This is a genomic window from Natronorubrum daqingense (assembly GCF_001971705.1).
Lineage (GTDB): Archaea > Halobacteriota > Halobacteria > Halobacteriales > Natrialbaceae > Natronorubrum > Natronorubrum daqingense.
In genome coordinates this window covers 1,361,326-1,384,707 of the sequence record NZ_CP019327.1, presented here as the reverse complement: position 1 = coordinate 1,384,707, position 23,382 = coordinate 1,361,326, and the positions used below count along the sequence as shown (strand labels likewise).

Genomic DNA, 23,382 nt, shown 5'->3' with positions numbered 1-23,382 from the left:
CCTCGAACTCACTCGTATGACCGTTAGATTTGGTGCGGTGACCGTCGACTGGTACGGTCTCGCCACGATCCGTCTCGAGGGGCGAACGGGGACCGTGATCTACATCGATCCCGGACCCGAGGCGTACGGAACGCTCGAGGGCCACGAACCGAACGATGGCGATCTCGTCCTCGTCAGTCACGACCACCACTACGATTCCGACTCGATCCGACGGGTGGCTCACGAAAACGCGATCGTCGTCGTCCACGAGTCGATCGACGCGACGGAACTCGATCGACCGGTCGAACAGCCCGAAGAGTTACCCTACGAGGTCGAACGCGTCCGCGCGGACGAGTCGTTCATCCTCGGCCCGCTCGATCTGTTCACGACGCCGGCGTACAACGCTCCCGACGGACCACACGTCGACGAACGCGGCGACCCGTATCACCCCGAAGGACGGGGGTGTGGATTCGCGGTTACCGTCGACGGCGTCACGGCGTTCTGGCCGGGTGACACCGACGCACTCGAGAGTCACGAGACGATGGACGTCGATCTCTTCATGCCGCCCGTTGGGGGGACGTTCACGATGGATCGCCACGACGCCGCAGCACTCGCAGAAACGCTCGAGCCGGATCTCGTCCTGCCGGTTCATTACGATACGTTCGAGGCGATCGAGGTCGACGCGGACGCGTTCGTCGTCGATGTCGCAAACCGTGGTGTCCCGGTCGTGCTTGACGATCCAGACGACCACTGAGCCTCGAGAACACTGCGCTCGAAAAGAGCGATAGAGTCGGAGAGAGGTGCCGAAACGGAGCTTAGATGACGCCCATCTCGTCGAGTCGCTCGGGAAGGTACGTTTCCGTCACGAAGTCCAGCCCGCGTGCAGCGAGCGACTGTTGTTCGGACTTCTTCTCGATCTCGAGTTGGAGTTCGATCTGTTCTTCCCAGTAGTCAGTCTGGAAGCGCGGGTCCTCGAGTTCGCTCTCGAGGGCGTTGATGTCGGAGTCGCTGAGCGGGTCGGTCGGGAGTTCGTACTCGACGATGTCGGCGGGTTGGATGCCGATGTACTCGGCTTCCGGAGTTGCGAGGTATTCCGAGAGGTGAGCCGATTTGATCGACCCGTAGGCGACGGAGCCGTAGATCCGATACGACCAGGGGTCACCGTCGGCGAAGACGGTGACAGGAATGCCGAGTTCGTCGTGGAGTCGCTTGATGATCCGACGAGTTGCACGGGCGGGTTGTCCCTTGAGGTGGACGATGAGGGCGTTGTACTCGTCGTCGAAGCCGTTTTCGACGAGGCGGTCGCGCATACCACCGGTCTCGACCGCCAGAATGAAGTCGGCCTCCGAGTCGAGGAACTCGATCGTGTCGGGATTGTTCGGGATCTGATACCCACCTTCGCCGACGTCTTTCTGACAGTGGATTTCGCGTTCGCCGCGACGGGTTTGCTCGCGAAGGTGCAGGGGGCCCATGATCGTCGCGCCGGATTCCTCCGGGCGCATGTGAAAGTCCTCACGAGTGACCCCCGAAACGATCTCGAGGTCCTCGATCAGCCCGTTGGACTCGTCTTGATCGTTGAACTGCGCTTCCTTGTTGTCCCAACTCTCCGAGAGGTAGTACAGTTCACGCAGGGTGGAGGATCGATCTTGATCGAGTTGGTTCGCGAGGAACTCGATAGTGTAGACGGCCTTGAGCAGCTTTCGAGCCCCGCGAACGGAGTTCGCCGATCGGGTCGACTCGCGGTCGCCGTACACCCAGACGTCCTCCGCTTCGCTGTACTCGATGTTGTTCTTCGTCCGCGTCGGGACGGACATGTGGGGAATTTCGCCCAGTTCGAACTGATCGTAAAACTGTGCTGCGAGGTCGATTAACTGTTCTCGTGCTTGCTCGTCGGAATCTGCGCTCATTGGTCACTCACCGTCAGTTTCTCCGCTTCGACACCCTTCACGTCGAGGTCGTACGATGCGTCGTCGGCCACTTCGTACTCGAGTGTGGCTTCCTCACCACTCGAGACGTCCGGTTCCCACTTGAGGAACCACTCGCCGTCCATCTCGACGACGCTGGCGTCGTCGGGAATCGTCGTCGGTTCGGCCGTAACAATTTCGGTGATTTCGAGCGATTCGCTCGTATTCGAGTTGTTCTCGATGGTGACGGAGACGGATTGACTGGTCCCGTTTTCGCTCACCGAGCGCTCGACGAGGACGTTGTTCATGATTCGGGCGATGGCGTCGTCGATGTCGGGTTCGTCGCGTCCGGTTACCTCGGCGACCTTCGTCGCCATCTCAGGCAGAATCTTGCCGAGGACGTTCTGCTTCTTCCGGCGTTGTTCCATCGAGCGGCGTTTGTTGAGGTAACTCTTGAGTTCGCGTGCAGCCTCCCGAATCGCCAGTTCGATCTCGTCTTCCATCTCGGGAACGTTCGCGACGGCGTCTTTCGACTCGCTCGTGAACGGAACGTTCGTCGAGGCGACGTGGACCATGATGACGGCCGGGCCGTTTGGCAGGCCGGAGCCCCCGGGGTGATCGAGCCCGTAATTTCGCCACCCGATAGCTTTGACGACGTCGGTCGTCGCACACGCACCGCGTTGGTAGACCAGCGGGACGCGGTTCGCAAACCGCATGACGTCCACGCTTCCGTCGGCCTCGAGGTCGCCGCCGTAGGCGATCCCGGCTTCGACGATGAACGGGTCACCGCCGTGAACTTCGGCGTCTCGAGTCGCAGAGGAGTAGAAGTCGGCGTCGAACTCCTTCTCGAGGCCGGCAGAGATGAGATCCTCGGTGATAGGGGCGAGACAGCGAGTCGGCGGAGCCATAATGTCAGTCGAGCGCATTCCCTCGACGAGGTCGCTGCTCGCGTCGCGGTCGCCGTTGAACTCGCGGACGAGCGGCGGGTCGTCCGGAACGGTGACCATGAGATCCCAGATGGCCTCGGTCACGTTCTCGCGTGCGGTGTCGCCGAAGGTGACGTCGTCGTACTCTTCGGTGAGTTCCGCAGCGCGATCGACGTGGTCGCGAAGGTCGCGTCGGGAGAGGCGGTGTCGGACGTTACGACCGTCGCCGTCCCCCGCGTGTTCGTCCTCGAATTTCGCGGCGAGGCGTTCGGCGAAGGCGTGAATCACCTCGTCGTCTTTTCGGGTGCTCGTCGCGTCGTCGGTGAGTTCGTAGAGGTCCGCGACGAGTCGCGACTGAGCGTCGTCGGCGTCCTCGGCATCCTCGCCGGCGGAGTCGTCCTCGCGGGCGTCGATCAGCGTGTTCCAGACGACCTCGAGGGCGTTCTCGCGAACGGTGTCACCGAACGTCGTTCCGTGTTCGTCCGCGACGGTATCGGCGGCCGTCTCGACGACCTCGTGTAGTTCGTGGTGGGCGATTCGGTCGGTATCACCGACGCCGGTTGCGATCTGTTCGGCGAAGGCGGCCGTCGCGTCGGCACCTTTGTTCGCCGTCGCCTCGGTGATCGCCGCTTCGATATCGATCGATTCGTGGCCGGCAGGCGGACGCCAGCGCATCTCGCGGCCGAAGTGCCGATCGCGGAACTCGTCGATGACCGACTCGGCGGTCTTCTTGCCGACGCGGGTGAACTCTTCTTGGAGGAAGCCGGAAGCCGTCTGCGAGTCGGTCGCCGACAGCATCTTCATCACGGTACCGAGTTCGACCCCGTGGGGGTGCGGGCGAATCTCCTCCGTTTCCTCGGGGAGTTGGTCCGTCGCCCGCTCGAACTTGAAGTGCTCCTGTGGCTCGCGCAGTTCGAGACGCGCGTGGGGGTTCACGACGGCGGTGTGTTTGATGTAGTCGTGAAGCTGGCTGCGGGCGCGCATGTTCCCCTCCATCTCGAGTTCGATCCGGGTGCCGTGTGGGCGGTCCCAGGAGGTGGTCTCGTCGATGCTGATCTCCGGTTCGTTCGAGTCGGTGTCGACGATGAGTTCGAAGTACTGGGCGTCACTCGCCCCCTGTGGCCGACTCGTGATCTTCGCCGGTTTCCCGCTGGTGAGTTGAGAGTAGAGCACGGCCGCAGAGATCCCGATCCCCTGTTGTCCGCGAGATTGTTCGCGGGCGTGGAACCGAGACCCGTAGAGGAGCTTCCCGAACACTTTGGGGAGCGATTCCTTCGTAATTCCGGGCCCGTTGTCTTCGACGATCAATCGATAGTAGTCGCCCGCTTCCTCGATTTCGACGTAGATATCCGGGAGAATACCCGCCTCTTCGGCGGCGTCCAAGGCGTTGTCGACGGCTTCTTTGACGGCCGTGACGAGGCCTCGAGCGCCGCTGTCGAAGCCGAGCATGTGCTTGTTCTTCTCGAAGAACTCGGCGATCGAGATCGCCTGCTGGCTCTCGGCCAACTCCTCCGCGATCCCCCCCTCGTCCTCGAGTGTCGACTGAAACGACGTCATTGTCCCTCCATACTAACGGCGGGGCTAAAAGCTGTGTGTTACCGGAGTGAAAGTGAATGCGGCGACGACGTTGGGCGGCGGACGGTGCGTTCCTGTTGGCCGGGTAACTCGTGTGAGGGACTCGAAAAGCGCGATTTATCCCCAGGTACCAACCCAATCACTCCTCGAGTACCAGCTCAATCACTCCTCGAGTGGCGGCCAGTACCACGCATCGGCGCGGACTACGCCGAGGAGCTTTCGACGGCGCATAGAGAGGTCATCGAGGGCCGACTCGAACTCGCCGTCGGCGGCGGTCCGAATCTGTTCCTCGCGAACGCGCTCGAGAGCGGGTGGTGGCGGCACCTCGTCGGCGGGGTCGATGAACGCCGTGTCGAGCGTATCCAGGTAGCTATCGACGCTCGAGCGAGCGTTCTCGACTAACGTCGGATTCGGTTGGTGCTCCTCGCTGACGCCGTGGCGGAAGATGGTCAGCGCCTCGTCGAAGATGGGGACGGCCATCGCGGAGGCTCGAGAGGGGCGTTCGCTGTGGTAGTAGTGGAGAATCGGGTACGCCTTGTGCTGATCGGCGAGGACGGAGAGTTGGGCCGACAGCGACTCGAGTGGGAGGTCCAGCCCGGAAAATTCGTCCTCGTCGGTCCACCCGGCGCGAACGAAGGCTTCGCTTCGCTCGCCGAGGCCGGTGACGTCGCTCGCGAACGAGCGTTTTTCGGAGACGGCACCGAGCACGGTGAGGATGTATGAGACGCCGAGCGTCACGAACGCCATCCCCGTCGCGGTCGTCAGCGAACTCGCGATTTCCCACGCTCCTGTCGTCGGGGTGTAGTCGCCGTTCCCGTTCGTAAACATCGTGTACGCGACGTAGTAGAACCGTCCGGACCAGTCCGCTGGATCGCCGGTGTGGGTGCTGACGAGCGCGGTTTCGTCACCGGCGAAGAGCAACGTCCATCCGAGCCACAGTAACGCGATCCACATCGCGAGCGTCAACGCGAGGATCAATGGGCCGGCGAGACTCAACCCCAGTGGGTGATCACTGCTCACTCGCCGGAGACCACGCCAGGTCCACGTGGTCAACCGCGCTGAAAGGGGACCGGACCCACCGTCGACCCAGAGCGTCGTCCAGAGAATATCGACGACCACAGCGACGAGCACGACCACTCCCAGAGCCAGATACAGCCACTCCATCGTACAATCGCTACGACACTCTCCCCTGTCAACGACACCCCGGGTACTGACACGTGTTTATCACCGAGCCCACAGAAATCGGTCTCGAGCAGGGACTTCGATTCGTGGCGCTGAACGACCGTCTCGGCACTGTCGAATCCGACTGTGCGGGACGACACGCTGTGTGTCAAGAGAGGCGAGTGGGACGGAACGGATTACTGGCAATCTCGTGGGGTGTCGAACGTCGACTCGGTCGCGTCGATGACGGCAGTTATCTTGGATTCGTGGCGGTCGAACGTGGCTGTCGGCTCGAGATACCCGTCGGTGCGGTCGTATTCGATGAGGTCGTGTGCGGCTAATTTGGGAAGGTGGACGTGATGAAGCGACAGGGCGACGCGATCAGATTCGTTCGCCGATGACGAGTGGGACGGTTGCGTTCGCTCGTGTTCGACGAGCACCGCAGTGAGTTCGTCGACCGTCATCGGTCGAGATCGATTCGACAGTTTCGCGAGAACGAGGCGACGGTGTCTACTTCGACACAATTCGAATATGGTGTCAACAGTAATCCGCGTTCCACCCATACGATGAGCCAAATCTGTCGGCGATGTTGAGGGTGGTTGTTGAAAATACAATTCGTTTATAAGCGGTGGAGGAGTGTCGGCGGGCCGGTTACTCGTTCGAGGTGACGTCGGCAAGCGTCGTCTCGAGGAGTTGATCGAGCCCACGCCGAATGCGAGACGCCACGGCTTGCTGTGAGATGCCGAGTTCGGCTCCGAGTTCCGCCATCGTCACGTCGCGAGGTGAGTTGAAGTATCCCCGGTCGTACGCGAGCACCAGGGTCTCCAGTTGTGTGTCCGTGAGCGTCCCGCTGATATCGGACTCGAGTGGCGTGAGCGCGTGTAGCTTCGTCAGTCGAATCGGGACACCGTACTCCCGACATCGGTTCTGGAACTCCGAGATATCTTGTCGGGTATCGGCGCGGGTTTCGAACGTCCACTGGTCGCTCGTCCCGACGGCTTCGATGAGCGCCACGTTCCCCTCTGAAATCGCCCGCAATACGCCGTCGTACTCGAGGGTCCACTCGGCGCGCAGGAGGTGTTGATCGTCGACGGAATCGACGAATCGAATGTCCTCGACTCCCGGATGCTCGGTGAACGAGTTCTCCACGTCGTCGACCGTCGTCCCGCGGACCCAGAAGTACGGGACGACGACGTCCTGTGCGGGAATAATTCGCTCGAGTTCGACCGTGACACTCGGCAGTTGATCGAAAACCGTCCCGAGTGGGAACTGCGCTGCCGGAACCGTAAACGTCGCCTCAGCTGCCATCAACCGTACTGTCTCACCTCGGGGTGGTAAATCCTTATCACACCACGTTCGGTGCACGTTCGACGATGGATTGCTCCGTCAGGGCTCTTCGTCGATCACCGAAGCCAGCACGTCTGCGATCTGTTGATTCGTCTCCGGACTGTAGTGTCCACCCTCCCCACGTTCGACGTACAGCGACTCGACGCCGTCGTCAGGGTCTAAGTGTCGAGCCATGTCGATCGTCTCGAGGTCGTCGTACGATTCGTCCAGTCGGTCCATCAGGTCGCCGTATATCGGGCCGTGTTCAGACTCGTAGGTTGCGTATCGAAGCTGTTGAACCATCACGAACACCGGCGTGAACTCCTGTTCGTCCGCGTAGTCGACGAACTCCTCGATCTGCGCGTCGAAGAGTGGTTCGTGCGTCTCGAATAGTCGTTCGTGATAGTGGACGCGAGGGCGTTCCATTCGCAGCGCTGACTGCGTCTGTGCCTGATCGAAGTCGACACCCGGAACCGACCGCCCGGCGCGGCGCTCGAGTTCCTTCCCTCCCGTGTAGAGGGCGTACCGAAGGTACTCTGGCCTATCGAGGAAGTCTGACGTGTACGGAAACGTCGCGTAGTGTGGTTTGAACCAGTGATCGTAGTGGAAGTCGTACTCCCGCAAGACGTCGGCTTTGGCCGGCAAGTCGAGCAGTTCCTCTTTCTCCTGGACGGGGTTCTCGACGCGCTCGAGCGAGCCGTTCTCGAGTACGTATCGGGGCTTGACGGCGAGGATGTTGCCGAACTCCTGGTAGTGTTTCCAGACGGAGAGGATTCTGGCGATCGATGCGGCGGTGACGACCATGAACACGTAGTCGGTCTCTTCGTCGGGGTACTGGCGCTTGAGCCGCATCAGCGCCTGATCGAGACCGTAGTTGCCGCCGCCGTAGTTCGAGACGTGGGTGTCGAGGTCCGTCGAGAGATAGTGTTGAAACGTCTCGTCGTCGTCGACCTCTCTGCAGAAACAGTACGAATCTCCGTACGTCGAAACGGTGAGTTCGGCGTCTTCGTCCCGGTCTTTCGGGACGCACACGCGGCTTCCGTACTCGTCGGTCGAGTACGTGACGACGCTGCGAACTTCTTCGCCAGGGAGGTGATCACCCGTGTCTTTTTGCTTTTCCCTGTTTGGCTGTGGAGACCACCCTAACTCCGGATCGTAGCTGCTGAATTTGTCCAACAGCGTTCGGTCGATCTCCGGAAACTCTTCCGTTGCAACGGCGGGGATCCGTTTGAGTGAGGCGTACGAGACGACCTCGAGCACGATCACGAGTGCGACGAACGCGAGCACAAGTGCGACAACTGGAAGCATTCGGGTGTGGCTACCAGCACTGGTGGTAAGTGGATTTTGGCGATTGTCCCTACAATCTCGATTGTTGATTTTTTCTGGACTGAATGTAGGTAGTGACAGATACGCTACGAGAGTAACGCAGGAGAGCAATCCCGATTAGCGAACGACCGTCACCGGCGCTGGGGAGTGTCGGACGACGACTTCGGCGACACTCCCGAGAACGACGCGTCGCATACCGGAGCGGCCGCGACTTCCGATCACCACGTGGTCGATCGATTCGGTCTCGGCGAACTCGACTATTTCTTGGGCCGGCGATCCGAGTCGCATTCGCGTCTCGAGGTCGACGCCCAATTCGTTCGCGAGCGATTCGGCGGTTTGCAGGTGATCGTCGACGGAGGTGGATTCGTCCGATTCTCCGAAGAGTTCCTCGAGTCGGTCACGAGCTTGCGCGTCGGTTGCACTGTTCGGGATGAACGGCATCGTCGTCACGTCGACGACGGTCAACGCGACGAACTCGCCGTCGGGAAAGAGGTCGACGGCGTACTCGAGGGCCTGGCGTGCGGGTTCGGAGTCGTCGAACGGGATAAGGATCCGGGTGGGCATAACCGGTAGTCGAACGGAGAATCGACAGCGAGTGACTTCAGTGTCTGGCACGATGGTGCCGACACTCGGCCGGACTGCCTGAACGACCATCTCACGTCGACACGCGCGCTACAGCGCGAGGTACGGACCGACGCCGAGGAGGACGACCCCGAGGACGACCTTGAGGCGTTCCGGTTCGATCATATAGGCGATCTTCCACCCCATGACGACGCCGAGGAGCAGCGGAGAGCCGATGGCGACGGCAAGTGGTAAGATAACCTCTCCCTGCAAGGCGTACCCTGCGGTGGCAAACGCCGCGATAAAGATCGACTGGACCTGCGCGACGGCGACGGCGAGTAACATGGGGACGCCGATCAACACCAGGGCCGGGACGGCCAACACGGGCCCACCGATCCCCAACAGGCCGCTACAGACGCCAAGAAGCACGCCGAGACCCGCGAGCGCGAGTTGCCCCTGTCGCTCGAGTGCGTCGAGGTCGTACAACGGGGTGAAGCCTCGTCGTTCTCGATAGAGGATAATAGCGCCGACGGCCATCGACACGGCTCCGAGCAGGATTCCGAACACGGCTCGCGGCACGAACGAGTTGATGTACGCCCCGGCGAGGGCACCGACGATACTCGAGGCGCTCAAAATAACGGCGATCGCGCGACTCTCGCCGGTGTCCATCTCGCCGGAGTAGAGGTAGGCGACGCTACCGACGAGACCGGTGACGACGAACGTCGCGTGGGCGGTCCCCGCGACCTCGCCCGAGGCGAGCGGCGTCAGCGAGTAGAGGGCGATGGTGACGAAGATGCCACCGGGACCGATCGTCGTGATTCCGATGCCGGCGAAGAAGGCGATCGAGACGAGCAACAAGACGAGAGTGAGTTCGAACGGAAATCCAAGCATCTGCGGGCGTTGGTGAGACGCTCGTGGCGGGGGTTGTGACTCTTCTGATTGGCGGGCCACCCTCAACAGGAGAGACTGTTCAGCAGTCGTTCTCGTCGCCGAATTTCGTCTTCGTCACGAGAGTGTCAGACACCACAGACGGACAGAGCGATCACCAATAACCGTTTAGTCGGTGCTTCAGGTATCGACGCTGTGACAAACAGACGGACGTTCCTCGAGCGATTCGGTTCTGAAACGGCAGTAACCGGTGTTATCGGGGCCAACGCACCGGGTGGGAGTGGTATCGGGGCCGCCGAACGCAACGAGTATAGTCCGTCTTCGACGGGTGAATTCGAGTACCCGTGGCAGTTTATCGGCCGTCGCTCGGCCGTCATGGCCCGAAACGGAATGGTCGCGACGAGCCATCCACTGGCGGCAGAGACGGGGGTTCGCGTCCTTCAGAACGGTGGAAACGCGGCCGATGCGGCCGTCGCCGTCGCGGCCGAACTCGCGTTCGTCGAACCACACATGACCACGCTCGGCGGCGATGTCGTCGCGCTCACGCACTTCGACGGCGAGTACAAGGCGCTCAACGGAACGGGCTACGCACCGGCCGCCGCCGACGTCGAAACCTATCGCGAGAAAATTGACGAGACGGACGGGGACGCGTCTCCGAGTATTCCGTCCGAAGGGCCACTATCTGTAACGGTCCCCGGCGTCGTCGACGGGCTCTATCGGCTGTCGGATCGCTACGGGGACCTCCCGTTCGCCGACGTGCTTCAGCCAGCGATTCAACACGCCAGGGACGGCGTCCCGATCACCGAGTACATCGCCACCCAGTGGGAAGCCGCCGCGCCGAGAGTCGCCTCGTTCGAGTCGTTTCGAGAGACCTACCTCGAGAACGGTGAAACGCTGCCTCCCGAATCCGTCTTCACGAATCGCGCGCTCGCGGAATCGCTCGAGCGAATTGCAAACGAGGGCATTGAGACGATGTACGGAGGGCAGTTAGGACAACAGATCGTCAATCGCGTGCAAGAACACGATGGGTTACTCGAACTCGAGGACCTGGAGGGGTTCGAGAGCAACTGGAACGACCCGATCAGCACGGAATACCAGGGGTACGAGGTACTCGAACACCCACCCAACACGATCGGCGTCGTCGCACTCGAGGCGTTGAACATCGTCGAGCACCTCGAGTTGCCCGACGAACCGACCGATCCAGACCGACTCCACAAACTGATCGAAGCGATCAAAATCGCCTTCACGGACGCCGAGGAGTACCTCGGGGACCCACTCGACGCGGACGTCCCGCTCGAGTCGAAACTCGACGAAGCGTACGCTCGCGAGCGTGCAACAGAGATCGGCGAGTCGGTCGGGGAGTACGAACCCGAGGCCGGCGACACACCGAATTCGAATACGGTCTATCTCACCGTCGTCGACCGGAACGGAAACGCCGTCTCGATGCTCACCAGCGGCTACAAGCCCTTCGGCAGTGGCCTCGTCGTCGGCGGCTTCACGCTCCAAAACCACGCGACAGAGTTTAGTCTCGACTCGGCGGACCCGAACGCGATCGAACCGAGAAAGCGTCCGTTCCACACGCTCATCCCCGGCATGCTCGCCGAGAACGGCGAGTTTCGTGCTTCGTTCGGCGTCATGGGTGGATCGATGATGCCACAGGGACACCTCCAGTTGCTGGCTAACACGTTCGAGTCCGGGTTGAACCCCCAGGCAGCGATCGACGTTCCCCGATTTAGATTCGAGGACGGCCACGAGGTCGCCCTCGAGACGACGCGACTGCCCGAGGAGACCGTCGACTCGTTGCGCGAGCGAGGCCACGAAATCGTCCTTGAGTCGGAGTACTTCGAACCGGATGCGAATCACTTCGGTGGCGCACAGTTCATCTACCGCGATTCGGATGGAACGTTGATCGGCGGTTCCGATCCACGACGGGATGGACAGGCGATCGGGTTCTAACGCTCGGGGCCGAGTACGGTCGGTCTATCGGTTTCCAACGAGCCATTACCCGTCGGCATGCGATAACCGAGTTGCGTCCGCGACTGTGGGGCTGTAGACCTCTTAAAGCGTAATCACATATTGCTCCGTGCTCGCCCGCGCGCGTACGTGACTTTTATTAGTGCCCGAACACTACCAGAAACCAGGTTTTACATGTCCCAGGAAAGCGAGTACGGCGCTGGTCAAATTCAGGTCCTAGAAGGCCTGGAAGCCGTCAGAAAACGGCCAGCGATGTACATCGGCTCTACCGATTCTCGAGGACTCCACCATCTCGTCTACGAAGTGGTGGACAATTCGATCGACGAGGCACTGGCCGGCCACTGCGACGACATCACCGTCACCATCCACGAGGATGACTCGGTGAGCGTCGCAGACGACGGCCGTGGTATCCCCGTCGATACGCACGAAGAGTACGATCGCCCCGCACTCGAGGTGATTCTAACTGTCCTCCACGCAGGTGGGAAGTTCGACAATAAGTCCTACCAGGTCTCCGGCGGCCTCCACGGCGTCGGCGTGAGCGTCGTCAACGCGCTCTCCGAGCGCCTCGAGGCCGAGGTTAAACGCAACGGGAGCGTCTTCGAACACGCCTTCGAAGGCGGCGAACCCGTCGGCGACATGGAGCGCGTTCGAGACATGGATGCGGACGAAGAGACCGGAACGCAGGTCCGGTTCTGGCCCGACACCGGAATCTTCGAATCGGATGGGTTCTCGTTCTCGACGCTCTCGAATCGGCTTCGGGAACTCGCCTTCCTCAACTCCGACGTGCGGATCACGCTGCGCGACGAGCGCGAAGCGGCCGGAGAGGGCGAGGGAATCGTCGAAGAGACCTACGAGTACGAGGGCGGCATCCGCGAGTTCGTCACCTACCTCAACGAGACGCGCTCGGCGATGCACGAGGACATCATCTACTTCGAGGACCAAGAACAGAACATTCAGATCGAAGTCGCGATGCAGGCCACCGAGGAACTGCAGGGCTCGATCCACGCCTTTGCGAACAACATCAACACGCGTGAAGGCGGCACTCACCTCACCGGCTTCAAAACAGCCCTCACGCGGACCATAAACGACTACGCACAGGACAACGACTTGCTCTCCGACCTGGAGGAGAACCTCAAGGGTGAAGATATCCGCGAAGGACTCACTGCGGTCATCTCGATCAAACATCCAGACCCGCAGTTCGAAGGCCAGACGAAGACCAAACTCGGTAACTCGGAAGTTCGTGGCATCGTCGAGAGCGCGATGCACGAGGGGCTGGGAACGTACTTCGAGGAACACCCAGACACCGCACAGGCCATCGTGATGAAGGCCGTCGAGGCCGCGAAAGCCCGGAAAGCGGCTCAGAAAGCCGAAGAGTTGACGCGCCGGAAGTCCGCCCTCGAGTCCACCTCGCTCCCCGGAAAGCTGGCCGACTGCCAGACCAAAGATCCAGAGAAAGCAGAACTGTTCATCGCGGAGGGTGACTCCGCAGGCGGCAGCGCGAAGCAGGCTCGAAATCCGGAGTTCCAGGCGGTACTTCCCATCAAGGGGAAGATCTTGAACGTCGAGAAACACCGTCTCGATCGCATTCTCGAAAACGACGAGATACGGAACATGATCACCGCCATCGGCGCGGGGATCGGCGACGAGTTCGACGTCGAAGACGTGCGCTACAAGAAGATCATCATGGCGACGGACGCCGACGTCGACGGGGCGCACATCCGGACGCTGATGCTGACGTTCTTCTACCGGCACATGCGTCCGCTGCTCGAGGGTGGCTACGTCTACGCGACTCAGCCGCCGCTGTACCGTATTCGCTACCGCGGGGAAACCTACGACGCGATGACAGACGCCGAACGCGACGAGATCGTCGAAGAGAAGTGCGACGGCAATCCAACCCAGGTCCAGCGGTTCAAGGGACTGGGCGAGATGAACCCCGAACAGCTCTGGGAGACGACGATGAATCCCGACAACCGGATTCTCAAGCAGATCACCGTCGAGGACGCGGCTGCGGCCGACAAGATGTTCTCGGTGTTGATGGGCGACGCCGTCGAACCCCGAAAGCAGTTCATCAAGGACAACGCGCCGGAAGCGGAATGGATTGACATCTAAGATGACTGAGGTACATACATGAGTTCAGACGTCCCCGATCCGACTGATATCGAAGCGCGGGCGGTCGAAAACGTCCGCATCGAAGACGAGATGGAACAGAGCTACATCGACTACGCGATGTCCGTTATCGCGGGTCGAGCCCTCCCGGACGTTCGGGACGGGTTGAAACCAGTCCACCGACGCATCCTCTACGCGATGCACGAGATGGGCGTCACCAGCGGCTCGAGTCACCGCAAGTCCTCCTCGATCGTCGGGGAGACGATGGGTGACTACCACCCCCACGGGGACAGCGCGATCTACGACACACTGGTCCGCATGGCCCAGGACTTCTCGATGCGCTACCCGCTCGTCGACGGCCAGGGGAACTTTGGTTCGATGGACGGCGATCCGGCCGCAGCACCCCGGTACACGGAGGCTCGAATGGCCCCCGTTTCCGAGGAACTGCTCGAGGATATCGGAAAGGACACGGTCGACTTCTCGGCGAACTACGACGATCGCTTACAGGAACCCGACGTCCTGCCCGCAGCGTTCCCGAACCTCCTCGTCAACGGCTCCTCGGGGATCGCCGTTGGCATGTCGACGAACATTCCGCCACACAACTTAGGCGAGGTCATCGACGCCACGATCGAGTTGATCGACAACCCCGACGCGACCGTCGAGGACCTGATGGACCACGTCAAGGGGCCAGACTTCCCGACCGGTGCGAACATCGTCGGCCGCGACGCCATCTACTCGGCGTACAAGACCGGCCGCGGGCGCATCCGCGTTCGCGCCGAGTTCGAGGTCGAAGAGTGGAAGAACGGCCGCGAGCGCATCGTCATTACCGAACTTCCCTACCAGTCGAACAAAGCTCGATTGGTCGAACGAATCGCCGAAGACGTTACCGAAGGGAAGATCGAGGGCGTCTCCGACCTGCGAGACGAATCCGACCGCGACGGCGTCCGCGTCGTCGTCGAGTGCAAACGCGGCGCGAACGTCGAGGTCGTCAAGAACCAACTCCTCGAGAACCACCTCGAGCGGACCTTCGGCGTCATCAACCTCTCGCTGGTCGACGGCCAACCACAGGTTCTCTCGCTGAGAGAAACCTTAGAGGAGTACATCACCCACCGACGAAACGTCGTCCGCCGGCGCAGTGAGTACGACCTCGGCGAGGCCGAAGACCGCGCGCACATCCTCGAGGGCCGACTGAAGGCACTCGAGAACGTCGACGATGTCGTCGACCTCATCCAGAACTCCGAGGACCGCGACGATGCGAGAGCTGGACTGCAGTCCGAATTTGACTTCTCCGAAGACCAGGCTGCACACATCGTTCGGATGCAACTGGGGAGTCTCACGTCGATGGAAGCGGCCGAGATCGAAGACGAGTACGACGACGTGACCGCCGAGATCGAACGGCTGACCTCGATCCTCGAGAGCGAGTCCGAACTGCTCACGGTTATCAAAGACGAACTTCGCGAGGTCAAAGACGAGTACGACGACGACCGACGGACGTCGATCATCGAGGACACGGGAACGGTCACGCACGAGGACCTCATCCCGGAAGAAGAGGTCTTCGTCGTCATGACCGAAGACGACTACGTCAAGCGGATGCCGATCGACCAGTTCGACCCCCAGGGTCGAGGCGGGAAAGGCATCATCGGCGCGGACGTCAAGGAAGACGACCGCGTGACGACGGTGTTCCAGGCGAACACCCACGACTTCCTCCTGTGCTTTACGAATCAGGGGAAGGTCTATCAGCTCAAGACCTACGAAATTCCCGAGATGGGCCGAACCGCCCGCGGGAAATCGGCCGTCAACATCCTCGACCTCGATCCGCGAGAGGAGATCACGGCCATCGTCGACACCGACGCCTTCGGCGACGAGGAGTACGTCACGATGGCGACTCGCCACGGCTACGTCAAGCGAACGGCCGGCGAAGAGTTCGACAACATTCGCTCGACGGGAATCATCGCGGCCGACTTAGAGGATGGCGACGAACTCGTCGACGTCGAGGTCACCGATGGTTCACAGGATCTCGTCATCGCAACGGAAGGCGGCATGACGATCCGCTTCGACGAATCCGAAGCCCGTGCGATGGGCCGAACCGCACGCGGTGTCAACGGTATCAAACTCGAGGGCGAGGACGCCGTCGCAGGACTCGTCGCAACCGACGAGGACGACGGACAGGCGCTGTTGACCGTGACGCGAAACGGCTACGGCAAACGGACTCGCCTCGCCGAGTATCGCACGCAATCGCGATACGGAAAGGGACTGATCGACATCAAAACCGGCGAGCGAAACGGCCCGGTCACGACCGTCAAAGCCGTCTCCGACGCCGACCACCTCGTGTTGATGAGCGAGCGCGGACAGATCGTCCGCACTCGAGCCGACGAAATCTCGGAAGTCGGCCGGAATACGATGGGCGTGATCGTTATGGATGTCGACGAAGGTGACGCCGTCGCGAGCGTCGACGACATCCCCGCCGCAGTCGCCGCTGACGACGAACACTGATCACGGCGCGTTTTTTCTGGTCGCTCGCTGATCCCGACTGGAAGCGACGACGGGATTTCTGCGATAGTATTCGACGATCGACTGGCAGTGGTCGACTCCGAGAAGTCACGGCGAATTTTCGAGAGAGCACGCGCTCACACTCGAGAGACTACTGTGAGAAGAATGGAAGAGCGCGTCGGCTTGGCTCAGTGGGCCGGTTCTTCGGCCGGTGCGACCATATCCTCGATGCGCAAGATGAGAATGTTGTTCGTGTCGTCTTTGCCGTCGACGCGGCCCTCGATACGGAGTTTCGAGAGTGGCGTTGGGCCGACGATGACGGCGTCGTCCTCGGAGATATCACTCATTGCCCCCTGAATGTGGATCTCGGCACGACAGAGTTCCGGATGGTGAACGCTCGAGAGATCGATCTCTTCGACGATGACGTCTTCGACTGCCTCGCCTTCGTGCTCGAGTGGGACGGACGCCGGATCGTCCATCTGTTGAATCTCGAGTGCCTCGTAGGCCGAGGCAGTCGGCTTGTAGCCACCTTTTGGCCCCGGTACACCTTCGACGAGTTGGAGCGCTTTCAGACTCTGCATCTGGTTGCGAATGGTCCCCGGATTCCGATCGACTTGCTCGGCGATATCCTCGCCTTTGATCGCTGCTTCCGATTCTTTGTGGAGATTTGTCAATGCGCGGAGAATCTTTTTCTGGCTGGGGGTGAGTTCGATTGATGACATACTATGATCTTCGTAATTGATTTCCTTAAACCCGACGGGTGAGTTGGTCGGATACGCTCAGATTCTTGTGTTTGAACCGGCCATAGTAAGGCGTTTTGTTTTGGTTGATACGGCCACCTTCACGGACGGACGTGTTGAAAAAATTAGGCAGGGACGAGCCAGCCCTCGAGAAGGACCTCGGTCAGCACATCTTCGAGGAAGAACATGACAATGAAGCCGAACGAAAACGTGGCGGCGTTCGTTCGCGTCAGAACCGCCTCGGCGTCGAAGCGAATGAGGTCGGCGACCTCGAGGAGCACCTGCAAAATCGCACCGATCGCGATAGCGAAGAACAGGACGGCGAGCAGATTCGACTCCGCGAAGCTGCCGATCCAGCCGCCAAGGATAACGGGACCGCCGGCGATGACGCCCATCGCGGCGAAGTGACGAAGCGGCGGCGTTTCCCGTTCGCGGGCGACCGCTGCGACGATGGTTGGCCCCTCCATCACGTTGTGCATGATGAACGCGAGGACGAGGAGCATCAACAGCGACGCGTCACCCTGAATGTAGGCGACGCCGATTCCGAGTCCCTCGCCGATACTGTGGAGTCCGAGCGCCAGTGCGACGAGGTAGGCGATCTCGAGGCCGCTCTTCTGGGGCGACGCCATCTTTCGTTGTCGCCACTCGCTCGCGGCGTACATGACCACGAACGTACCGCCCACTCCAAGGATCGCGGCCGTCGCAGCGAGGATCGTTCCGTCGATCGTACTTCCCGCGAGCGTCGCGCTCTCGACCTCGAGGCCGTAATCGAAGATCATGTCTTCGGTCATCTCGACGGCGATGAAGGCGAGGACACCGGCTGCGAGCGCCAGAAAGGCGTGTAAATACCGTGGATCGAGATCCCGGATGAACGGGAACCAGAGCATGCCGATTGCGACGGGGATGATCCCGGCGATGGCACCGATTACAGTTAACATCCAGAGGATCTCGAGCGTACTCGCTTCCTCGACACCGGAGAGGTCGCCAAACGGGGAAGTCAGATAGAGTGCTCCGAACACGGCACCGAGAACGATAACTGGGCTGACGAGTTGTAGCCACCGCGGGAGATCGGGGAGAGTGCGGCTCGTCATGAAGGTGAGCCACCTCCACGTCTGTATGCGAGATTCATCATCAACAAATCATTAGACGCGTCTAAACTTATAGCTTGCCAATTGATTACTCCCGGTAGCGATCGTCACTATCAGCATTCGAGAACGGTGATACCGGCAAACGAACAGCTAAACTACTGCTGGACCTCAGCGGGCTGTGATACGCGAACATGATGTGCGACGGCCTCGGGCAGCGAAACTGGCTCGTCGCGATTGGCCGACTGTGCCGTTACCATGCCAAACGGTGCAACCTCGACGATCTCGAGTTCGACGCCGGGTTCGACGCCGTGTTCGGCGAGATACGAGAGGACGTCCGGGTCCCGGTCGGCGACTTCTTCGACGACGACGGCGTCGCCTTCGGAAAATTCCATCACCGATTCGCCGGAGGGACGCTCTGGCGGCTCGAGATCAGCGCTGGGAATCGGGGACCCGTGTGGATCCACCGTCGGCTGATCCAGCGCGTCGGCGACCCGAGCCTCGAAGTTTTCGCTAATGTGGTGCTCGAGTCGGTCGGCTTCCTCGTGAACTTCCGCCCAGTCGTAGTCGAGGTGTTCGGTGAGGTACGCCTCGAGCAACCGGTGGTGACGGACGACCTCGAGTGCAACCGTTTCGCCTTCGTCCGTCAACGTGACGCCGCGGTACTTCTCGCGGTCGACGAGTCCGCGATCCTCGAGTTTGTCGAGCATGCTGGTGACGGTCGGTGACGTGACGTCTAACTCCTCGGCGATCGCCGACGTCTTGATACGGTCGTCGGTCTCTCGCTGGAGTTGGTAGATCGCTTTGAGGTAGTCTTCCATCACGTCACTCAGCATCATCGTACTCACGAATTAGCCCCGTCTAACCCTAAATCTGTCGCCATCTCGACCGCTACCATCAAACGGGACCACCGTGTACGAGTGAGTATGAGTGAAACAGTCAGAATACTCGGCGCGCCGATGGATTACGGGGCCGATCGGCGGGGCGTCGATATGGGGCCGTCTGCGATTAGATACGCGGGGCTCGCCGATCGACTCGAGGACGCCGGCGTGACGACGATCGACGACGGCGACCTGTCTATCCCGCGGGCCGAAGAGCGGGACCCGGACGCGGAGCAACCGGCTGACGGACACGCGAAATTCCTCCGGGAAGTCGAGGACGTCTGTACACGCCTCGGCGAGCGCGTCGAATCGGCACTCGAGAACGGCGAGTTTCCGCTCGTACTCGGCGGCGACCACTCGGTCGCCATCGGTTCGATGCGTGGGTCCGCCCGCGACGCCGACCTCGGTGCGATCTGGTTCGACGCGCACGCCGATTTGAATACACCTGCGACCTCACCCAGCGGAAACGTCCACGGGATGCCACTCGCCGCGACGCTCGGTAGGGGAGCGTTTGGCGACGTCGACTGGGCGCACGCACCGCGTGTGCGCGAGGAATCGATCGTCTACGTCGGCCTTCGGAGCATCGACGACCGCGAACGCGAACTCGTCCGAGAGAGCGAGATGACTGCGTTTACGATGGCCGACATCGACGAGTACGGCATGACGGCCGTCGTCGAAGATGCCCTCGACGTCGCGACGAGTGGGACCGACGGCGTCCACGTCAGTCTCGACCTCGATTGGCTCGACCCCAAAACCGCCCCCGGCGTCGGCACTCCGGTTCGCGGCGGCGTCACCTATCGCGAAGCCCACGCAGCACTCGAGACCGTCGCCACTCGCCACGGACGCGAGGGTGTCGTTCGGTCGATGGACGTCGTGGAAGTGAACCCCATACTGGACGAACGAAACGAAACGGCCAGACTCGCGGCCGAACTCACCGCGAGCGCGTTCGGGAACCGAATCCTCTGAAGGAGCCGTCACTTCTCGACATCGCGGACCGACGCAATCTGGCGAGGTATCGACGAACACCGTGCTTTGGTAACACCAGCCACTGTTGTATTCGTTTCAACACCTTTGTATCGTAGTGTGCCAGACTGTCAGCTATGACTGAGAACGTCGTCGTGCTCGGTGCCGGATACGCCGGTGCTGGTGCGATCAACAAGCTCCAATCGGAACTCGGGGGAAGCGCGCAGCTAACCTGGATCGCTGACGTCGACTACCACCTCGTATTGCACGAATCTCACCGCGTCATCCGCGACCCGAGCGTCCGATCGGACATCACGTTCCCGATCGACGACATCGCCGACCCGTCGACGCGATTCATCCGCGACGAAGTCACCGGCCTCGACGTCGACGAGCAGGTCGTCGAACTCGCCGACGGTGACGACGTCGAGTACGATTACGTCATGGTCGGCCTCGGGACTCAGACCGCCTACTACGGAATCCCCGGCCTCGACGACCACTCCCTGACGCTCAAGAGTCTCGACGACGCCCTCGAGATTCACGACGCCATCAGCGACGCCAGTCAGGAAGCAACCCGTGGTGACCCCGCACAGGTCGTCATCGGCGGTGCCGGACTCTCGGGCATCCAGACCGCCGGCGAAATCGCCGAATTCCGCGACAACCACCGTGCGCCCATCGACATCCACCTCGTCGAAGCGCTCGAGGAAATCTTCCCGGGTAACGATCCAGAAGTCCAGCAGGCCCTTCGAGACCTCTTAGAGGATGCTGGCGTCCAGATCCACACGGACGACCCGATCACGGAAGCCAACGAAGACGTCATCGAGTTCGACGAAGGCGAACCGCTCGAGCACGACGTCCTCGTCTGGACGGGCGGAATCACCGGCCGCGACGCGATGGACGACGTCGACCTCGAGAACGAACACAACCGCGTCAACACGGAAGCGAACTTCCAGACCTCCGACGAACGCGTGTTCGCGATTGGCGACTCAGCCATCATCGACCAGGGTGACCAGCCAGCACCGCCGACCGCACAGGCAGCCTGGCAGGCCGCGGAAGTCGTCGGCGAGAATATTTCCCGTGCAATCGAGAACCGCCCGCTCAAAACGTGGGAGTTCAAAGACAAAGGAACCGTCATCTCCGTCGGCGACAAGGCCGTCGCCCACGACGTCATGGTGCTTCCCGTCGATACCTTCGGCGGCATTCCCGCAAAGAACCTGAAAAAGATGATCGCCGCTCGCTGGATCGCAGACATCACCTCCTGGAACGAAGCGCGTAAGTCCTGGTCGTCGCTGTAACTCGGTGACGAACGCGACGTTTAGTCACCGATTTCAATTCTGACGATCTCAGTCTCAGTACGCACACGTCCGATTGAATACGTTCGTATCGAACGCGTTCGCGAGTGTCTCGGCATTCCTGTAGACCGGTATTTCTCGTTTGCGCTCGCCGACAGATCTTACTCGTCGTCGCGGCCCGACGATCCCATCGGCTCGGCTGGCACCCCGGCGACCGTCGTCTCCGGCGGCACGTCTCGAGTCACGAGCGAGTTCGCTGCAACGCGCGCATCTGCGCCGATTTCGACGCCGGGGAGGACCGTCGCGCCCGCACCGATCATCGCGCGCTCACCGATGTGGACCTCCCCCGTCCGATACTCGTCTTGCAGAAACTCGTGACAGAGAATCGTCGCGTCGTAGCCGACGATCGCCTCGGCTTCGACCGTAATCAGTTCCGGCCAGAAGACGTCCGGCGTGGCCTCGAGGCCCCAGGAAACGCCCGGGCCCACCGTTACCCCCAGTCGGCGAAGCAGCCACCGTTTGAGGGTGAGACTCGGGGAGATCCGGACGAGCCAGACGACGGCGTACGATATCGCGAGGCGGAGTGGACTACGATTTCGCCACCATCCAGAGAGGGAGTTGCCTCTTCCTGGCGTCGGGTGTGTCTGAATACGATCGTGACGGGAGTCCGTATCGTCGGTCACTGACACGGGATATGATCTATCACTACATGAAACCGACCGTTCGAGTACACTCCGAGCAATCGTGCGGTTATCGTTTCCAGGTCTTATCGTTTCCAGGTCTAGTGGAATCCGCGTGTGAGTTCCCCACAGTGAGGAAAAACCGGTAATGGAACCGTCGTCGTTTTCTCGTTCGTTGTTGCGTCCCAGCGAGTCCCACTCGAGTGACGTTCTTTCCCCGGGTCCGGCGTTCGAATCCGTCGAATCGGACGTCACCGATCAGGACATCCCAGGCAACTTATCGTGATGGCTCTGTGGCTGTTTCTTCAATCGGATCGTTCGAACCGTCGATCACTCCGTCGTCTGCGCTCCGTGAGCCAGGCGTCCCAACGCGCTCGCAAAATGCGTCGCCCGTCAGGTCACACCGATATGCGGGCTTGTACATCATATTCTCACCCCCCTCGGCGACGTTCAACGCTGAAGCGACCGAATCGCGTAGATAATACTGTGCACGTTCGTTCCCTTCTTTCACGTAGTACTCAGAGAGGCGAATCGGATGTCGATCGAACAACCCACCGGGCTCTCGGCCATCGACGAGCACGATTGGCTTCTCGAGATAACACTCTCCGTCCCGAGCACGTTTGGTGTGGGCATTGTCCGAGTGTTTCTCGAGAATTTCCTCACGCACCTCAGTCGACATCTCGGGAGTCACGACATCGACGCGCTCGACTGTGAAGTAGCCGATCAGGTACCGATGTGCTCGCTCACCACCGGGCTTGCGCAATCCCGCGTAAAACCCCACTACGTCGCCAGCCTCGAGCGTCCGGAGTCTGGAAACGTAGCCACTCGTTCGGTGTTCGCCGTACGTTAGCGCCTCGAAGTTCGGATCGTGATGAAACGGCCAGGACTCGAGGTCGTCGCCGCTTACCGTTCGGTCTGCGTCACCGATGGGTTGTGGGGTGATCCGCGTCGTCAGATCTGCAGCGGTCCGGTCTGTCGTTCGCAACTTCCATGATCCGAGCGTTTCAGTCTCGTCCGTCTCGGGTGTCTTCTCGGGGATTGGAACGTACTCGAAGGTACCATCGTCGTTTATCGGTGCCAGTGAACCGAAATTCGTACTATCAGCACCAACCCCTGCGAGAACGACCGTCATTGTCTTACCGTCAGGATGGATTGCACGTAAAGCCGCCGGTCGCGGTGTGGCAGGCGCTACATCGGGTCTCACACCACTATTTCTCACCCCATAGCTATCGTTCTGGAGTAGAAGAGTTGAAATAATAGTGTGGAATACGGCCGTTCATGCCCGTGAAAGGCCGCCGATCGATTGCCATTTGCCGTCGATGCAACGGGGCGATTGCCGTCCGAATTGTGAGCGACGGATCGATTCGGCCAATTGGAACCGGAACGCACTGTTCTTGTGGGGGCGACTCGTTCGACGTTATCGGCTCACCGGAATCGGTACCAAACGATTCGACCGAGTGATTGAGGGGGTCGTACAACACGGTATCGGTTCCTGTCGTCCGTGTCGTCATAGCGTTCGCACCCAGTA

The 23,382-nt window shown here is 60.9% G+C and carries 19 protein-coding genes; 6 read left to right on the top strand and 13 right to left on the bottom strand.

The annotated features are described in order from the left end of the window. Positions 1 to 16 precede the first annotated feature (16 nt). Positions 17 to 733 (top strand): MBL fold metallo-hydrolase, encoded by a 717-nt coding sequence (locus BB347_RS06820; protein WP_076582215.1) that lies wholly within the window; start codon positions 17 to 19, stop codon positions 731 to 733. Positions 734 to 794: 61 nt separating this feature from the next. Here the strand turns inward: BB347_RS06820 and BB347_RS06815 are convergent, their stop codons facing one another. The 8 genes from BB347_RS06815 to BB347_RS06780 form a co-directional block, all read right to left on the bottom strand. Further along, complete coding sequence (locus BB347_RS06815) at positions 795 to 1,886, bottom strand: DNA topoisomerase IV subunit A (RefSeq protein WP_076582214.1); 1,092 nt, start codon at positions 1,884 to 1,886, stop codon at positions 795 to 797. Then, positions 1,883 to 4,366 carry a DNA topoisomerase VI subunit B gene (locus BB347_RS06810; RefSeq protein WP_076582212.1) on the bottom strand — a complete coding sequence of 828 codons (2,484 nt, stop codon included), beginning with the start codon at positions 4,364 to 4,366 and terminating at the stop codon, positions 1,883 to 1,885. The genes BB347_RS06815 and BB347_RS06810 overlap by 4 nt, the downstream gene beginning before the upstream one ends. Before the next feature lie 180 nt (positions 4,367 to 4,546). Then, positions 4,547 to 5,548, bottom strand: coding sequence for a potassium channel family protein (locus BB347_RS06805; protein WP_076582210.1), 1,002 nt, complete (start codon positions 5,546 to 5,548; stop codon positions 4,547 to 4,549). A gap of 194 nt (positions 5,549 to 5,742) precedes the next feature. Then, positions 5,743 to 6,108 (bottom strand): DUF7344 domain-containing protein, encoded by a 366-nt coding sequence (locus BB347_RS06800; protein WP_076582209.1) that lies wholly within the window; start codon positions 6,106 to 6,108, stop codon positions 5,743 to 5,745. 88 nt (positions 6,109 to 6,196) lie between these two features. Next, positions 6,197 to 6,853, bottom strand: a complete 657-nt coding sequence (locus tag BB347_RS06795; protein WP_076582207.1) for a helix-turn-helix domain-containing protein — start codon at positions 6,851 to 6,853, stop codon at positions 6,197 to 6,199. Positions 6,854 to 6,931: 78 nt separating this feature from the next. After that, complete coding sequence (locus BB347_RS06790; protein ID WP_076582206.1) at positions 6,932 to 8,179, bottom strand: hypothetical protein; 1,248 nt, start codon at positions 8,177 to 8,179, stop codon at positions 6,932 to 6,934. A 135-nt stretch (positions 8,180 to 8,314) separates the two neighbouring features. Further along, a complete protein-coding gene (locus BB347_RS06785) occupies positions 8,315 to 8,761 on the bottom strand; it encodes a universal stress protein (RefSeq protein WP_076582508.1) in 447 nt (148 codons plus the stop codon). A 108-nt stretch (positions 8,762 to 8,869) separates the two neighbouring features. After that, positions 8,870 to 9,649 (bottom strand): sulfite exporter TauE/SafE family protein, encoded by a 780-nt coding sequence (locus BB347_RS06780; protein ID WP_076582204.1) that lies wholly within the window; start codon positions 9,647 to 9,649, stop codon positions 8,870 to 8,872. Between the two features lie 192 nt (positions 9,650 to 9,841). Here BB347_RS06780 and ggt point away from each other — a divergent pair, with 192 nt between their 5' ends. The 3 genes from ggt to gyrA all read left to right on the top strand — a co-directional run bounded on the left by ggt (position 9,842) and on the right by gyrA (position 16,219). Continuing rightward, positions 9,842 to 11,602, top strand: a complete 1,761-nt coding sequence (ggt, locus tag BB347_RS06775; protein ID WP_170872012.1) for a gamma-glutamyltransferase — start codon at positions 9,842 to 9,844, stop codon at positions 11,600 to 11,602. Between the two features lie 192 nt (positions 11,603 to 11,794). Next, entirely contained in the window at positions 11,795 to 13,729 is a 1,935-nt protein-coding gene (gene gyrB, locus BB347_RS06770) for a DNA topoisomerase (ATP-hydrolyzing) subunit B (RefSeq protein WP_076582202.1), read from the top strand. Positions 13,730 to 13,747: 18 nt separating this feature from the next. Continuing rightward, positions 13,748 to 16,219, top strand: coding sequence for a DNA gyrase subunit A (gene gyrA, locus BB347_RS06765; protein WP_076582200.1), 2,472 nt, complete (start codon positions 13,748 to 13,750; stop codon positions 16,217 to 16,219). Between the two features lie 185 nt (positions 16,220 to 16,404). Here the strand turns inward: gyrA and BB347_RS06760 are convergent, their stop codons facing one another. The 3 genes from BB347_RS06760 to BB347_RS06750 all read right to left on the bottom strand — a co-directional run bounded on the left by BB347_RS06760 (position 16,405) and on the right by BB347_RS06750 (position 18,880). After that, positions 16,405 to 16,938, bottom strand: a complete 534-nt coding sequence (locus tag BB347_RS06760) for an Rrf2 family transcriptional regulator (RefSeq protein ID WP_076582199.1) — start codon at positions 16,936 to 16,938, stop codon at positions 16,405 to 16,407. Positions 16,939 to 17,081: 143 nt separating this feature from the next. Further along, on the bottom strand, positions 17,082 to 18,047 hold the full coding sequence (locus BB347_RS06755; protein ID WP_076582197.1) for a ZIP family metal transporter: 966 nt from the start codon (positions 18,045 to 18,047) through the stop codon (positions 17,082 to 17,084). A gap of 152 nt (positions 18,048 to 18,199) precedes the next feature. After that, positions 18,200 to 18,880, bottom strand: a complete 681-nt coding sequence (locus BB347_RS06750) for a metal-dependent transcriptional regulator (protein ID WP_076582196.1) — start codon at positions 18,878 to 18,880, stop codon at positions 18,200 to 18,202. A gap of 87 nt (positions 18,881 to 18,967) precedes the next feature. Between BB347_RS06750 and rocF the strand changes: the two genes are divergently transcribed. Further along, positions 18,968 to 19,888, top strand: a complete 921-nt coding sequence (gene rocF, locus BB347_RS06745) for an arginase (protein WP_076582194.1) — start codon at positions 18,968 to 18,970, stop codon at positions 19,886 to 19,888. A 134-nt stretch (positions 19,889 to 20,022) separates the two neighbouring features. Then, positions 20,023 to 21,177, top strand: coding sequence for an NAD(P)/FAD-dependent oxidoreductase (locus BB347_RS06740; RefSeq protein ID WP_076582193.1), 1,155 nt, complete (start codon positions 20,023 to 20,025; stop codon positions 21,175 to 21,177). Positions 21,178 to 21,335: 158 nt separating this feature from the next. On the opposite strand, the gene BB347_RS06735 is transcribed toward BB347_RS06740, so the two are convergent. Together BB347_RS06735 and BB347_RS06730 are read right to left on the bottom strand one after the other, a co-directional pair. Beyond that, entirely contained in the window at positions 21,336 to 21,857 is a 522-nt protein-coding gene (locus BB347_RS06735) for an acyltransferase (RefSeq protein ID WP_076582505.1), read from the bottom strand. A gap of 274 nt (positions 21,858 to 22,131) precedes the next feature. Continuing rightward, entirely contained in the window at positions 22,132 to 22,986 is an 855-nt protein-coding gene (locus BB347_RS06730) for an Nmad3 family putative nucleotide modification protein (protein WP_076582191.1), read from the bottom strand. Positions 22,987 to 23,382 lie beyond the last annotated feature (396 nt).

Bases quoted from the DNA above. Each gene is read 5' to 3' on its own strand.
- gyrA (WP_076582200.1), top strand. From the start codon at position 13,748: ATGAGTTCAGACGTCCCCGATCCGACTGATATCGAAGCGCGGGCGGTC.
- BB347_RS06820 (WP_076582215.1), top strand. From the start codon at position 17: ATGACCGTTAGATTTGGTGCGGTGACCGTCGACTGGTACGGTCTCGCC.
- BB347_RS06780 (WP_076582204.1), bottom strand. From the start codon at position 9,649: ATGCTTGGATTTCCGTTCGAACTCACTCTCGTCTTGTTGCTCGTCTCG.
- BB347_RS06755 (WP_076582197.1), bottom strand. From the start codon at position 18,047: ATGACGAGCCGCACTCTCCCCGATCTCCCGCGGTGGCTACAACTCGTC.
- BB347_RS06810 (WP_076582212.1), bottom strand. From the start codon at position 4,366: ATGACGTCGTTTCAGTCGACACTCGAGGACGAGGGGGGGATCGCGGAG.
- BB347_RS06790 (WP_076582206.1), bottom strand. From the start codon at position 8,179: ATGCTTCCAGTTGTCGCACTTGTGCTCGCGTTCGTCGCACTCGTGATC.
- BB347_RS06750 (WP_076582196.1), bottom strand. From the start codon at position 18,880: ATGATGCTGAGTGACGTGATGGAAGACTACCTCAAAGCGATCTACCAA.
- BB347_RS06800 (WP_076582209.1), bottom strand. From the start codon at position 6,108: ATGGGTGGAACGCGGATTACTGTTGACACCATATTCGAATTGTGTCGA.
- BB347_RS06815 (WP_076582214.1), bottom strand. From the start codon at position 1,886: ATGAGCGCAGATTCCGACGAGCAAGCACGAGAACAGTTAATCGACCTC.
- BB347_RS06760 (WP_076582199.1), bottom strand. From the start codon at position 16,938: ATGTCATCAATCGAACTCACCCCCAGCCAGAAAAAGATTCTCCGCGCA.
- BB347_RS06785 (WP_076582508.1), bottom strand. From the start codon at position 8,761: ATGCCCACCCGGATCCTTATCCCGTTCGACGACTCCGAACCCGCACGC.
- BB347_RS06795 (WP_076582207.1), bottom strand. From the start codon at position 6,853: ATGGCAGCTGAGGCGACGTTTACGGTTCCGGCAGCGCAGTTCCCACTC.
- rocF (WP_076582194.1), top strand. From the start codon at position 18,968: ATGAGTGAAACAGTCAGAATACTCGGCGCGCCGATGGATTACGGGGCC.
- BB347_RS06730 (WP_076582191.1), bottom strand. From the start codon at position 22,986: ATGACGGTCGTTCTCGCAGGGGTTGGTGCTGATAGTACGAATTTCGGT.
- BB347_RS06805 (WP_076582210.1), bottom strand. From the start codon at position 5,548: ATGGAGTGGCTGTATCTGGCTCTGGGAGTGGTCGTGCTCGTCGCTGTG.
- gyrB (WP_076582202.1), top strand. From the start codon at position 11,795: ATGTCCCAGGAAAGCGAGTACGGCGCTGGTCAAATTCAGGTCCTAGAA.
- BB347_RS06740 (WP_076582193.1), top strand. From the start codon at position 20,023: ATGACTGAGAACGTCGTCGTGCTCGGTGCCGGATACGCCGGTGCTGGT.